Source organism: Micromonospora sp. RV43 (assembly GCF_001029515.1).
GTDB lineage: Bacteria > Actinomycetota > Actinomycetes > Mycobacteriales > Micromonosporaceae > Micromonospora > Micromonospora aurantiaca.
Map to the genome: position 1 here is coordinate 22,001 of NZ_LEKG01000039.1, position 12,838 is coordinate 34,838.

Consider the following 12,838-nt stretch of genomic DNA (forward strand, 5'->3'; position numbering starts at 1 on the left):
AAGCGCTTACTGAAAGCGCATTCACCGCCGGGAGGCACAGTGGAACGCACGTCCGTCGGCATCATCCTCAACGGCGTCACCGGCCGGATGGGCTACCGGCAGCACCTCGTCCGGTCCCTGCTCGCCATCCGCGAACAGGGCGGCGTGCCGGCCCGCGACGGCAGCCGGATCTGGCCCGAGCTGACACTCGTGGGCCGCGACGAGAACCGGCTCGCCGAGATCGCCGGGCGGCACGGCCTGTCGGCGTACACGACCGACCTGGACGCGGCCCTCGCCGACGACGCCCACCAGATCTACTTCGACGCGCAGGTGACCACCCAGCGGGAGAAGGCGATCCGGGCGGCGATCGAGGCCGGCAAGCACGTCTACACCGAGAAGCCGCTCGCCGAGGGGTTCCTCGCCTCGCTGGAGCTGGCCCGGCTCGCCGCCGCCAAGGGCGTCCGCAACGGCGTCGTGCAGGACAAGCTGTTCCTGCCCGGCCTGCGCAAACTCAAGCGACTCGTGGACGGCGGCTTCTTCGGCCGGATCCTGTCCGTGCGCGGCGAGTTCGGCTACTGGGTCTTCGAGGGCGACTGGCAGGCCGCGCAGCGTCCGAGCTGGAACTACCGCGCCGAGGACGGCGGCGGCATCACGCTGGACATGTTCCCGCACTGGCACTACGTGCTGGAGCAGATCATCGCCCCGGTCACCGCCGTCACCGCTGTCACCGCCACGCACATCCCCGAGCGCGTCGACGAGACCGGCACCCGCTACCGGGCCACCGCCGACGACGCCGCGTACGGGATCTTCGAGCTGGCCGGTGGCATCGTCGCGCAGGTCAACTCCTCCTGGGCGGTCCGCGTGCACCGGGACGAACTGGTCGAGTTCCAGGTCGACGGCACGCACGGCAGCGCCGTGGCCGGGCTGCGCGACTGCCGCATCCAGCACCGGGGCGCCACCCCGATGCCGGTGTGGAACCCCGACCTGCCGGTCACCGAGGCGTTCCGCGCGCAGTGGCAGACGGTGCCGGACAACGGCGAGCACGACAACGCGTTCAAGGTGCAGTGGGAGGCCTTCCTGCGCCACGTCGTCGACGGCGAGCCGTTCCCGTGGGACTTCCTCGCCGGCGCCCGGGGCGTGCAACTGGCCGAGGCCGGGCTGCGCTCGGCCCGCGAGGGGCGGCGGGTGACGATCGAGGAGATCCCCCGGTGAGCACGCACATCACGCTTCCCGCACCGGGCGGCGGCACCGAGCGGCTGACGTTGCGGGAACCCCCCGCGTGGCGACGGCCGTCCGGGCCACCGGCAACCCGGATCGCGTACGCGGCTGCGCACGTCGTCGCCGACCCGTACGCCGACAACTCCCCCGGCCGCCCGGCGGGGCTGGACTGGGACGCGACGCTCGCGGTGCGGCGCGACCTGTGGTCGTGGGGCCTCGGTGTGGCCGAGGCGATGGACACCGCGCAGCGCGGGATGGGGCTGGACTGGGCGGCCACCCGCGAGCTGATCCGGCGCAGCGCCGCCGAGGCCGCCGCGTGCGGCGGGCGGATCGTCGCCGGGGCGGGCACCGACCAGCTCACCGGCGTGCCCGGCACGCTCGACGAGGTCGTCGCCGCGTACGCCGAGCAGGTCGCCGTGGTCCAGGAGTGCGGCGCCACGCCGGCCCTGATGGCCAGCCGGCACCTCGCCGCGCTCGCCACCGGCCCGGAGGACTACCTGCGCGTCTACGAACGGGTGCTGCGGGAGGCCGGTACGCCGGTGGTGCTGCACTGGCTCGGCGACATGTTCGACCCGGCACTGTCCGGCTACTGGGGATCGACCGACCTGGACGAGGCCACCGCCACGTTCGCCGCGCTGGTGCACGCCCACGCCGACCTGGTCGACGGGGTGAAGGTGTCGCTGCTGGACGCCGGCCGGGAGGTGCGGCTGCGGGAGCTGCTACCGCCCGCGGTGAAGGTCTACACCGGCGACGACTACCACTACCCGGAGCTGATCGAGGGCGACGGTAAGCGGTTCAGCCACGCGCTGCTCGGGGCGTTCGCGGCCATCGCCCCGGCCGCGTCGGCCGCGCTGGGACGGCTCGACGCGGACGATCCGGCCGGGTTCCGGGCGATCCTCGACCCTACGGTGCCGCTGTCCCGGCACCTGTTCGCGCCGCCCACGCCGTACTACAAGACCGGCATCGCGTTCCTGTCCTGGCTGAACGGACGGCAACCGGGCTTCACCATGGTCGGCGGCCTGCACGGCGGGCGCGGCGTCCCGCACCTGGTCGAGGCGTTCCGGCTGGCCGACGCCGCCGGGCTGCTGCACGACCCGGAGCTGGCGGCGCGGCGGATGCGCGCGTACCTGGACGTCGCGGGCGTGCCCGGATGACCGCCGATGCCCGGCTGGCGCGGCTGTCGCTCAACCAGCGCACCACGCAGCGCTGGTCGGTGGCCGAGGCGGTCGACGGCTGCGTACGCGCCGGCATCCCGGCGATCGGGCTGTGGCGCGAGCCGGTGGCCGAGATCGGCGTACCGGCGGCCGCGCGGCTCGTCGCGAATGCCGGGCTGCGGGTGTCGTCGCTGTGCCGGGGCGGGTTCCTCACCGCCGCCGACGACGCCGGCCGGGTCGAGGCGCTCGCCGACAACCGGCGCGCGATCGACGAGGCCGCCGCGCTGAACGCCGCCTGCCTGGTGCTGGTCGTCGGCGGCCTGCCACCCGGCTCCCGCGACCTGGCGGGTGCCCGGCAGCGGGTCGCCGACGCGCTGGCCGAGCTTGCGCCGTACGCCCGCGAGCGGGGGGTACGCCTCGCGCTGGAGCCACTGCACCCGATGTACTGCGCCGACCGGGCGGTGCTGTCCACGCTCGGGCAGGCGCTCGACCTGGCCGAGGCGTTCCCGGCCGAGCAGGTCGGCGTCGTGGTGGACACGTTCCACGTCTGGTGGGATCCGGACGTGTGGCGGCAGATCGCCCGCGCCGGGGCACGGATCGCGAGCTTCCAGGTCTGCGACTTCCTCACCCCGCTGCCGGCCGACGTGCTGCTGGGCCGCGGCATGATGGGCGACGGGCACATCGACTTCCCGCCGCTGCGCCACGCGGTGGAGGCCGCCGGGTACACCGGTGACATCGAGGTGGAGATCTTCAACGCCGAGGTGTGGGCCACCGACCCGGACCTCGTCCTCGCCACCATGATCGCCCGCTACGTGGAGCGGGTGCTCACCGACTGACCCAGCGTGACGAGTCCGGTCTGTCGGATAAATCAGGTGGCCGCTCCCCGGGATCCGGGGGCAGGATCGGGATCATGCCATCCCCGCACATCACCACCCCGATCACCACCGACCTGCTGCGCGGCGCGCTCGACCTGGAACAGACAGCGGACGGGGTGTTGCCGCACCGGCTGCCCGCGTGGGCCCGGGCACAGAACACCGACCCGCAGCTGACGATGGCCGAAGCGATGCCGTCGGGCGTACGGCTGGTGTTCCGTACCCGCGCCACAGTCGTGGAGCTGGACGTGCTGCCCACGAAGATGGTCTACCGGGGCACCGGGCCGCGTCCCGACGGCCGCTACGACCTGGTCGTCGACGGCCGTCTCGCCGGTCAGGCCACCGCCGACGGCGGCAAGGTGCTCACGATCGACCTGGCCGCCGGCACGTCCGGCGTCGAGCCGGGTCCGGTCGGCACGGTGTGCTTCACCGACCTGCCCGCCACCGACAAGGAGGTGGTGATCTGGCTGCCGCACCGGGAGATCACCGAGCTGGTGGCGCTGCGCACGGACGCGCCGGTCGAGCCGGCCGACACGGGTGGCCGCCGGGTGTGGCTGCACCACGGCAGCTCGATCAGCCACGGCTCGGACGCGGAGAGCCCCATCGGCACCTGGCCGGCCGTGGCCGCCACGCTCGCCGGCGTGGAGCTGGTCAACCTGGGGTTCAGCGGCAGCGCGCTGCTCGACCCGTTCACCGCCCGCGCGATGCGCGACACCCCGGCCGACGTGATCAGCGTCAAGATCGGCATCAACCTGGTGAACAGCGACCTGATGCGGCTGCGCGCGTTCGGCCCCGCCGTGCACGGCTTCCTGGACACCATCCGGGAGGGACATCCGCACACGCCGCTGCTGGTCGTGTCGTCGGTCCTGTGCCCGATCCAGGAGGACACGCCCGGCCCGGGCGCGGTCGAGTTCGTCGACGGGAAGGTCCGGTTCCGGGCCACCGGCGACCCGGCCGAGGTGGCCACCGGCCGGCTCACGCTGTGCGTCATCCGCGCCGAGCTGGCCCGGATCGTGGCGTCCCGGTCCGGCGCGGACCCGAACCTGCACTACCTCGACGGGCTGGAGCTGTACGGCGAGGCCGACTACGCCGCCCTGCCGCTGCCCGACGAGCTTCACCCCGACCCGGCCGCCGACCGCCGCATCGGCGAGCGGTTCGCCGCGCTGGCGTTCGGGCCGAAGGGACCGTTCGCCGCAGCGGAATGACTGACGACCCCTCACGGCGCGGTGTGACCCAGGTCACGCCGCGCCGTGATCCGTCGGAGGTGCCGTGAACGACCAACTGAGCGTGGGAGGAAGTCGACAGGACGAGGAGCGGCTGCTGCGGCGGGTCGCACGCGCCGACCTGGACGCGTTCGACGAGCTGTACCGGCGTACGTCGCCGTGGCTCGCGATCCGGCTGCGGCGGCGGTGCGCGGACGACGGCATCGTCGCCGAGGTCCTCCAGGACACGTACCTGACCGTGTGGCGGGCCGCCGGCTCGTTCAGCGGGCTCCGTCCCGCAGGCGGCGCGGACGCGCCGGGCGGTTCGGCGGCCGGCTGGATCTGGACCATCGCGGCCCGGCGCCTGGTCGACGCGCTGCGCCGCCGCGCCCGGGTGCAGGAGGTGCCGACCGACGTGCTGCCGGTCCGCAGCGCGCCGGCCGCCGAGGACGAGGCGCTCGCCGGGTCGTTCGGCTCGGAGGTGGGCGCCGCGCTGGACGCCCTCGCACCGGAACTGCGGGCGGTGCTCGCCGCCATGGTCCTGGACGGGCTGACCGTCCGGGAGACCTCCGTCCTGCTGGGGGTGCCCGAGGGCACCGTGAAGAGCCGGGCGCGGCGTGCCCGCAACGCCCTACGGGAGGCACTGGCATGACCGCTCACGTTCCCCCGCCGGCACTGGCCGCGTACGCGGCGGGCAGCCCCGACGACGCCGCCACCTGGACGATCGAGGTGCACCTGGAGGGTTGCGCCGAGTGCCGCGACCGGCTCGGCGAGCTGGCCGCCCCGCCACTGCGCGCCCTGCTCGGCGACGCCCGGGAGGCGATCCTGGAGCAGGCCCGCACCGGGCCGCAGCCGGTGCGCCGGCGCCCGCTGCGACGGTGGTGGCTGCGCTGGACCGACTGGTCGCTGCTGGCGTGGGCGGCCATGACGTGCACGGCGATCCTCGCCGCGGTGCTGCTGGACCGCAACTACCCGGAGCAGCCCTCGGCGGTGCTGCTGCTGGCACCTGTGGCGCCGCTCGCAGGGCTCGCGGTGGCCTGGTCCCGCCGCGCCAACCCGAACTGGGAGGTGGTCGCCGGCACCGCCCGCGCGGGGCTGGAACTGCTGCTTCGCCGTACCCTCGCGGTTCTGCTCCTGGTCGCGCCGGTGCTCGCGGTGGCCGGGCTGGCGGTCGGCCGCAACCCCGCGCTGTGGCTGCTGCCCTGCCTGACGTTCACCGCCGCGACGCTGCTGCTCGGCAGCCGCGTCGGCGTGCCGCTGGCCGCCGCCGTCCTCGGCGGTGGCTGGCTCACCGTGGTCGCGGCCGTGTCGTTCACCGGCGACGCCGACGCGGCCCGCGCCGCCGCCGCGACCGAGGCCCTGCTCCGGCCCGCCACCATGCCCGCCTGGGCGGCGGCCGCCGCCGTGCTCACCCTCCTGACCACGCTGCGCGCCGAACACCTGCGGCGGCCCGCCGCCTGGCGCTGACCCCGAAAACCGCACCACCACGACACGGCGCCCGTCCGGCGCCGCGACCGACCCTGCCCGAAGAAGGAGAAGACATTGGTACGCGCAGTGAGCGCCGACGAGGTGGCGCCGACCCGGCACGCCTGGCGGATCGAGGCGGTGGGGCTGTCGGTGAAGGCCGGGCGGCACCTCGCAGTCGACAACCTGGGCCTGACGCTCGGCGCCGGCGTGCACGGGCTGCTCGGCCCGAACGGCGCCGGCAAGAGCACCCTGATGCGTGCGCTCGCCACTGTGGTCAAGCCGCACGCCGGCGTGCTGCGGCTGCTCGGCGCGGACGCCACCGCGTCCCGTGAGCTGCGGCCGGTGCGCCGCCGGCTCGGCTACCTGCCGCAGCAGTTCGGCTACTACCCCCGGTTCACCGTCCGGGAGTACGTCGAGTACGTGGCCTGGCTGCGGGAGATGCCCGCCTCGGCGGTGCCGGGCGCGGCCCAGCGGGCCATCGACCGGGTACGCCTCACCGACCGGGCCGACGCCAAGCTCAGGTCGCTGTCCGGCGGCATGCTGCGCCGGGCCGGCATCGCCCAGGCCATCGTGAACGAACCGGACCTGCTGCTGCTCGACGAACCGACAGTCGGCCTGGACCCGGAACAGCGGGTCGAGTTCCGTGAGCTGATCCGGGAACTCGGCGCGGACGCCTGCGTGCTGGTCTCCACCCACCTGGTGGAGGACGTGGTGGCGGCCTGCTCCGACGTCATCCTGATGGACCACGGCACCCGCGTGTTCCAGGGCCTGCCCGCCGACCTGATCCGCCACGGCGAGACCGGCGGCGTCGGCGACAGCGCCGCCGAGCGCGGCTACTCGTACCTCCTCAAGCAGCACCGGAGCGCCTGATGATCAGACAGGTACGCATCGAACTGCGCCGCTCCAACGCGCCGGCCGTGGCGGTGCTGCTGCTGGCCGTCGGCGCCCTCGGCACCGCCAGCATGTACAGCTTCTGGCAGGGCCAGTGGCTGCGGCTGGGCTACGTGCACGCCTCCGACGTGTTCTTCCTGATGCCGCTCGCGCTCGCCGGCGGCGCGGTGCTGGGCCGCCGGGACCGGCGTACCCGCGCCGAGGAACTGATGAACAGCACCGGCCGGCCCCGCTGGCAGCGCGCGCTACCAGCGATGGCAGCGCTCGGCGTCGCCGTCGCGGCCGCGCACCTGCTCGTGCTCGCCGCCAGCGCGGCGGTGGTCGCCTCCGGCGGCGCCCACCTCGGCGTACGCGGACTCGCCGGGCCCCTGATCGACGTGCTGGTGCTGGTGGGCGCGGCCTGGGTCGGCGTGGCGGTCGGCCGGCTGTGGTCCTCACCGCTGCTGCCGCCGCTGCTGGCCGCCGCCGGTCTGGTCGCGCAGGAGGGCACGGCCATGCTCGGCGGTACGGGCAGCCGGCTGACGAACGCGTCCCTCATGATCTCCTGGCCGCCGGACACCCCGTGGGAGACGCTGTCCGACCGGCTGCTGCTGAGCCGCCTCGTGCTGGGCGCCGGGCTGGTCCTGGCCGGCCTGCTGCTGGCGGCAGGAAAATCCTGGCTGACCAGGGCCGGCGCGGCGGCGAGCCTCGCCGGTGGTGTGGCGGGTCTCCTGCTGATCGGCGTACCGGGCCCCGCCGGCATCTGGCAGCTCGATGCGGAAGCACGCCGCTACGTCTGCGCCGACGGCACGCCGCAGGTGTGCGTCACCGCCGTCAACGCGCACCTGCTGCCCGAGGTCACCACCGAGGCCCGGCGAGGGCTGCACGCGCTGGCGAAGCTGCCTAACGCACCGACCCGCGCGGTGGAACTGCGGCTGGACACCATCGGCAGCAACGACAGCGAGCAGTGGCACCGGCCCGAGCCCACACCCGGCACTGTGCAGTTCCACCTGGAGGTCGATCCGGACACCGGCCGGGCCGCGGACGTGGCCGAGCGCATCGCCATGGGCGGCGGCACCCGGTGGTCCGGTTGCGGGCGCAGCGGCGACGACATCGCCCCGGCGATCGTCGCGGCCTGGCTGCTGGACACCGACACCGTGCGGCTGTGGGACTCCTGGACCGGATACCGGTACGCCGACGAGCAGCAGGAGGAGATCCGGGCCGGGGTGCGGCAACTGCGCGCGCTGCCCGAGCCGGAGCAGTTGCGGCGGGTCACCGCGCTGCGGGACGCGGCCGCGCGGTGCGAGCCGGACCTGATGCCGGCGCTCACCGGCCGGGCCGCGCCGTGACCCGCTGGCTGCCGTTGTACGTGCGGTCCCGCCGGCTACCCGCCGCCCTGGCCGGATCGGCAGTCGCCGTCGCGGTGATGACCGCCTCCTGGTCCGCCTTCAGCGACCGCCCCGAGGTGCCGGCCGGCCTCGCCGTGCTCACCACCGCGATGGCGGTGGCACCGCTCGGGCCGACGCTCGCCGGCACCGACCCGGCGCTGGAGCGGACCGCCGCGTGGTCCTGGGCGCCGCGCCGGGCCGGGCACCTGCTCGCGTACGGCGCGGTGGTGGTCGGGCTGCTGGCCGCCGCCCGCATGCTCGGCGCCGACTTCGGGCCGCTGTCCGTGCTGGCCCGCAACACGGCCGGGCTGACCGGGCTGGTCGGACTCGGGGCCGCGCTCGCCGGCGCGCGGGCCGCCTGGCAGGTGCCGACCGCCTGGGCCGCGCTGGGGGCTTTCCTGGCCGCACCGGGCGGACCGGAGTGGCGGCAGGTCGCGCTGTGGATGGCGCAGGAACCGGGCAACCGGATCGCCGCCGTCACCGCCACGACGTTCCTCCTCGGCGGCGTCGTCGCGTACGCGCTGCGGGTGGGACCGCAGGTCGCGGCCGCCGAGGCGGCGCTGGAACAGTGACGTGCCGGACCTCGTCGCGCGCCCACCGCGCGCGGCGAGGTCCGGTCAGTCGCTGTCCGCGGCGGCCCACGCCGACACGACGCGCCGCGTCGGGTCACCGCCCTCCGGTCCACGCAGCCGGTCGGTGAGCAGGAATCCGGGCAACCGGAACCGGGCCGCGTGCTCCCGCTCGGCGAGCCGGTACGTGCCGCCGCGCCGATCGGGCTGCCATCCGTGCCGCAGGGCGTACTCGATGACGGCGCGTACGTCGGCCGAGGTCGGGTAGGCGTCGTCGACGGCACAGGGCGACCAGCGCGTCCCCCAGGTGGTCGACAGCAGATCTGCCTGGAGCGCCTGGCCCGTCTTCCCGCCGCCCCAGATCCGGAGCCGGATGCAGCGGTGGCAGTCCGTGTCGCCCCGTACCTCGCGGATCTCCGCCCGCCAGGTGAAGGCGCGCCCGTCGATCCACAGTCGCCGCAGCCGGATGCGCACGGCCCGATCATCCGGGACGGCGCCCGCCGTCGCGACGGGTTTTCCCCGGGTCGACGTCAGGCCGGCGGTTCCGTCCGCCGGCGGCGGGTTTCCTCCTCCGTCGTTGTCAGGGCAGCGGCACCCAGCCCAGGGTGGTCATGCCGGACAGGGCGGTCGCCTTGAGACCGGCGTCGGAGACCGTCCAGAGCACACCGTCGATCATCAGGGAACGGCGGATCGGCGCCCACTCGCCGCCGTCGGCCAGGACGCCCGGGTGGTCGACGGCACCGGCCACTGTGAAGCCCTTGTCGCCGATGCGCAGCGCCAGCACACCGCCGGACGGCGGGCGCCTGGTGCCGTCGGCGCGGTCGGTGACCACGCCCGGCTGCCGCACCGGGAGCACCACCAGGCGCTCGGGCTCCCAGTACAGGAACGCGTGCGGGTCGTGCTCCGCCTCGGACCAGCCGCCCGGGACGTGGTGCTGGGCGATGCGCGCCGGACGGGCCGGGTCGGCCACGTCGAACAGCGACACCTGGGTGCCCGTCACCCGTCCCCGGTCCGTCGCGTCCTGCCCGACCCCGATCAGGCGGCCGTCGCCGGCCGGGTGCAGGTACGCCGAGTACCCGTTGATCTTCAACTCGCCGGTGACCCGGGGCGCGGCCGGGTCGCGCAGGTCCACGCCGTACAGCGGGTCGGTCTGCCGGAACGTGACCACGTACCCGGTGCCGCCGACGAACCGCACCGCGAAGATCCGCTCGCCCTTGCCCAGGCCGGTCACCGCGCCGACCCGCTTCAGCGTGGCACCGTCGGCGCGCAGCACGTAGACGCCGGACTGCGAGGACGTCCCCCGCCCCCAGGTGTCACCCGTCGTGGTCGCCACCCGGAGGTGACCGTCCCACTCGGACAGCGCGTACTGGTTGATCAGCCAGCCGGGCACGGACCCGGCGGCGACGAAGCGTGGCGTGCCCGCCGCGGTGTCGAACTGGTAGATCTCGGTGCTGGTGTCACGTGCCCCGGACGGTCCGCCACGCCACATCCGCCAGCGGTGGTCGTTGGCGACGTAGAGGCGTGCGCCGTTGCTGTAGACGGTATCGCCGTCGGCGACCACGGTGACCGGGTCACCGGCACCGAGCGCAGCCGCGCCCAGGTCGAAGCTGAGCACCGTCACCATCGACGCGCCGGAGAATCCGGCCGGACGGTTGACCCGGTCGCAGCCGACCCGCCCCGTGCCGACGGTCCGGACGCTGTCGCGGATCTCGTAGCGGGGCAGCCAGTCGTCGAGCGTGGCCTTGTCGATGACCGCCCGGTTGGCGGCGATCCGCTGGGCGTCGGTCCGGCGACCGGCGGCATAGGGGAAGTCGAGCCGGGGCGCGGACCGGATCACCACACGGGCGGTCCCGCCGGACTGCCGGGCGTCGACCAGGAGACCGTCCATCCGGTACTCCCCCACCACCCGGGGCGGTCCGGCGAGGTCCACCAGGACGAGCCGGGCCTGCGGGGTCGTGCCCGGGCGCGTCTGCCCGTCCGGTACGGGGCCCTTGACGGTCCGTCCGGCGTGCAGCAGCACGAGGGCCCGGTCACCGTGCAGCAGCAGGCTCCCCTCGTCGCCGGAGAACCGCTCGGCATCGCGGTCGAGCGCCAGCCGGCCGGTCACGCGGCGGCTCGCCGGATCGACCACCGACAGCACGCCCCGGCTGACCGTGACGATCCGCCGCCCGTCGGTCTTGACCAGGTCCGGTTCGTCCACGCCGGCCTCGTGCACGTTGGTGCCGGAGAAGTCGGGCGTGGACGCCGACGCCGCGTCCTTGGCGGCGCCGCCGACCGCCGCCCGTTCCGCGCTGAACTGCATGCGTACGTCCGGGCCGAGACCCCACGGGCCGACCGCCGCCTTCGCGGCCGTGCGGAGCTGCCGCAGCGCCTCGTCGCAGCCGTCGAAAGCCACCAGCCGCAGCCCGCCGGCCGGTACGACCCGCCCGGTGGGCGGCGGGTCGGCGGCCGGCGGTGACGCGGTGCAGCCGGCGAGAGCCAGCGCGGCGGCCATCGTCCATCCAAACGTCCGGGATCCGTGACGGGTCATGCCGGTCAGACGTGGCGGTGACGAGCACGGTTCCCGGCCGTGCCGTTCGACCACCGGCCGTGCCGCTCAACCGCCCGCCATCGCGCCGAGCACGATGAACGGCTCCTTGCCGGCGACCACCTCCTCCGGCAACGGGTCGTCCGGGGACTCGTTGGAGAGGTCCAGCTCGCAGGCGTAGAAGCGGACGAACGGCCGGCGCTTCCCGCTGTGCCGGTCGCGGATCGTGCCGAGCAGCATCGGGTACGCGGTCTCCAGCGCGTCGAGCACCTCCCGCTGAGTGGGCGGCCCGGCCACCTCGACGCGGACCTCGCCGGTGACGTGCGCCAGGTTCTTCAGGTGCGCCGGCAGCACCACCCGGATCACGGCAGCACCTGGACCTCGACCGAGAGCACGCCCGGCAGGTCCCGCACGATCGGCGCCCACGTGTCGCCGCCGTCGGCCGAGTGGTAGACCTGACCGCCCGTGGTGCCGAAGTAGACGCCGCACGGGTCGAGCGTGTCGACGGCCATCGCGTCGCGCAGCACGTTGACGTAGCAGTGCGACTGCGGCAGCCCTTCGGTCAGCGGTTCCCAGTGCTCACCGCCGGTGCGGCTGCGGTAGACGCGCAGCTTGCCCTCCGGCGGGTAGTGCAGCGAGTCGCTGGTGATCGGCACCACGTAGACCGTCTCCGGCTCGTGCGCGTGCACCGCGATCGGGAAGCCGAAGTCCGTCGGCAGGTCGCCGCTGACCTCCCGCCAGTTCGCGCCGGCGTCGTCGGTGCGCATGACGTCCCAGTGCTTCTGCATGAACAGCGTGTCCGGCCGGGACGGATGCTGGGCGAGCCGGTGCACGCAGTGCCCCACCTCGGAGTCGGTGTCCGGGATCTCGCCCGAGCGCAGCCCCTTGTTGATCGGCAACCAGCTCGCGCCGGCGTCGTCGCTGCGGAACGCGCCCGCCGCCGAGATCGCGACGTAGATCCGGTCCCGGTCGGCCGGGTCGAGCAGGATCGTGTGCAGGCACATCCCGCCCGCGCCGGGCTGCCAGGACGGGCCGGTCGGGTGCTGTCGCAGGGCGGTCAGCTCGGACCACTTCTGGCCGCCGTCGGTGGACAGGTAGAGGGCGGCGTCCTCGCCGCCCGCGTACACGGTGTCGGGGTCGTGGCGGGAGGGCTCCAGGTGCCAGATCCGCTTGAACTCCCACGGCCGCGGAGTGCCGTCGTACCAGAGGTGCTGCCCCACCTCGCCGCTGTAGGCGAAGTCGTTGCCGACCGTCGTCCAGGTCCGGCCGCCGTCGTCCGAGCGCTGGATCAGCTGCCCGAACCAGCCGCCGGACTGGGACGCGTACAGCCGGTCCGGTTCGACAGGCGAACCTGTCAGGTGGTAGATCTCCCAGCCGCCGAAGTGCGGCCCGTCGACGGTCCAGTCGTCGCGCTTGCCGTCCGAGGTCAGGATGAACGCGCCCTTGCGCGTTCCGACCAGTACTCGTACGCCGCTCATGTCTCGTCCTCTCGTCCGAGGGGTTCTCCCCGCAATGACCGTGCGGCTCACCGAAACTCATCGCTGTCGTACTCCCCGGCTACGACATTTCCCGGTCGGGCGGGCGGCGGCGCC

The 12,838-nt window shown here is 74.4% G+C and carries 13 protein-coding genes; 9 read left to right on the forward strand and 4 right to left on the reverse strand.

The features are described from left to right. Positions 1 to 39: 39 nt before the first annotated feature. From ABD52_RS12590 to ABD52_RS12630, 9 genes are all read left to right on the forward strand, one after another. Positions 40 to 1,191 (forward strand): Gfo/Idh/MocA family protein, encoded by a 1,152-nt coding sequence (locus ABD52_RS12590; protein ID WP_013476892.1) that lies wholly within the window; start codon positions 40 to 42, stop codon positions 1,189 to 1,191. Continuing rightward, positions 1,188 to 2,351 carry a dihydrodipicolinate synthase family protein gene (locus tag ABD52_RS12595; protein WP_053065369.1) on the forward strand — a complete coding sequence of 388 codons (1,164 nt, stop codon included), beginning with the start codon at positions 1,188 to 1,190 and terminating at the stop codon, positions 2,349 to 2,351. Before ABD52_RS12590 ends, ABD52_RS12595 begins: the two co-directional genes overlap by 4 nt. Continuing rightward, positions 2,348 to 3,187, forward strand: coding sequence for a sugar phosphate isomerase/epimerase (locus ABD52_RS12600; protein ID WP_047891915.1), 840 nt, complete (start codon positions 2,348 to 2,350; stop codon positions 3,185 to 3,187). Before ABD52_RS12595 ends, ABD52_RS12600 begins: the two co-directional genes overlap by 4 nt. A 74-nt stretch (positions 3,188 to 3,261) precedes the next feature. Beyond that, positions 3,262 to 4,428, forward strand: a complete 1,167-nt coding sequence (locus tag ABD52_RS12605) for an SGNH/GDSL hydrolase family protein (protein WP_047891916.1) — start codon at positions 3,262 to 3,264, stop codon at positions 4,426 to 4,428. A gap of 64 nt (positions 4,429 to 4,492) precedes the next feature. Continuing rightward, the gene (locus ABD52_RS12610; RefSeq protein ID WP_152748237.1) at positions 4,493 to 5,077 is read left to right on the forward strand and encodes an RNA polymerase sigma factor; all 585 of its coding nucleotides are present in this window, start codon (positions 4,493 to 4,495) and stop codon (positions 5,075 to 5,077) included. After that, complete coding sequence (locus tag ABD52_RS12615; RefSeq protein WP_047891917.1) at positions 5,074 to 5,892, forward strand: hypothetical protein; 819 nt, start codon at positions 5,074 to 5,076, stop codon at positions 5,890 to 5,892. Before ABD52_RS12610 ends, ABD52_RS12615 begins: the two co-directional genes overlap by 4 nt. A 75-nt stretch (positions 5,893 to 5,967) precedes the next feature. Then, positions 5,968 to 6,762: an ATP-binding cassette domain-containing protein gene (locus ABD52_RS12620; RefSeq protein ID WP_047891918.1), complete on the forward strand. Its 795-nt coding sequence runs from the start codon at positions 5,968 to 5,970 to the stop codon at positions 6,760 to 6,762. Next, positions 6,762 to 8,111: a hypothetical protein gene (locus ABD52_RS12625; RefSeq protein WP_047891919.1), complete on the forward strand. Its 1,350-nt coding sequence runs from the start codon at positions 6,762 to 6,764 to the stop codon at positions 8,109 to 8,111. Before ABD52_RS12620 ends, ABD52_RS12625 begins: the two co-directional genes overlap by 1 nt. Further along, the gene (locus ABD52_RS12630) at positions 8,108 to 8,722 is read left to right on the forward strand and encodes a hypothetical protein (RefSeq protein WP_047891920.1); all 615 of its coding nucleotides are present in this window, start codon (positions 8,108 to 8,110) and stop codon (positions 8,720 to 8,722) included. Before ABD52_RS12625 ends, ABD52_RS12630 begins: the two co-directional genes overlap by 4 nt. Positions 8,723 to 8,767: 45 nt before the next feature. On the opposite strand, the gene ABD52_RS12635 is transcribed toward ABD52_RS12630, so the two are convergent. The 4 genes from ABD52_RS12635 to ABD52_RS12650 all read right to left on the reverse strand — a co-directional run bounded on the left by ABD52_RS12635 (position 8,768) and on the right by ABD52_RS12650 (position 12,724). Beyond that, complete coding sequence (locus tag ABD52_RS12635) at positions 8,768 to 9,193, reverse strand: hypothetical protein (RefSeq protein ID WP_013286188.1); 426 nt, start codon at positions 9,191 to 9,193, stop codon at positions 8,768 to 8,770. 106 nt (positions 9,194 to 9,299) lie between these two features. Beyond that, positions 9,300 to 11,213 carry a beta-propeller domain-containing protein gene (locus ABD52_RS12640; protein ID WP_047891921.1) on the reverse strand — a complete coding sequence of 638 codons (1,914 nt, stop codon included), beginning with the start codon at positions 11,211 to 11,213 and terminating at the stop codon, positions 9,300 to 9,302. Between the two features lie 102 nt (positions 11,214 to 11,315). Then, complete coding sequence (locus ABD52_RS12645; RefSeq protein ID WP_013286186.1) at positions 11,316 to 11,612, reverse strand: MoaD/ThiS family protein; 297 nt, start codon at positions 11,610 to 11,612, stop codon at positions 11,316 to 11,318. Next, positions 11,609 to 12,724, reverse strand: a complete 1,116-nt coding sequence (locus ABD52_RS12650; protein ID WP_013286185.1) for a sialidase family protein — start codon at positions 12,722 to 12,724, stop codon at positions 11,609 to 11,611. Before ABD52_RS12650 ends, ABD52_RS12645 begins: the two co-directional genes overlap by 4 nt. Positions 12,725 to 12,838: the final 114 nt, after the last annotated feature.

Excerpts from the sequence above, each read along its gene's own strand:
- ABD52_RS12600 (WP_047891915.1), top strand. The coding sequence starts at position 2,348 with ATGACCGCCGATGCCCGGCTGGCGCGGCTGTCGCTCAACCAGCGCACC.
- ABD52_RS12605 (WP_047891916.1), top strand. The coding sequence starts at position 3,262 with ATGCCATCCCCGCACATCACCACCCCGATCACCACCGACCTGCTGCGC.
- ABD52_RS12615 (WP_047891917.1), top strand. The coding sequence starts at position 5,074 with ATGACCGCTCACGTTCCCCCGCCGGCACTGGCCGCGTACGCGGCGGGC.
- ABD52_RS12625 (WP_047891919.1), top strand. The coding sequence starts at position 6,762 with ATGATCAGACAGGTACGCATCGAACTGCGCCGCTCCAACGCGCCGGCC.
- ABD52_RS12640 (WP_047891921.1), bottom strand. The coding sequence starts at position 11,213 with ATGGCCGCCGCGCTGGCTCTCGCCGGCTGCACCGCGTCACCGCCGGCC.
- ABD52_RS12650 (WP_013286185.1), bottom strand. The coding sequence starts at position 12,724 with ATGAGCGGCGTACGAGTACTGGTCGGAACGCGCAAGGGCGCGTTCATC.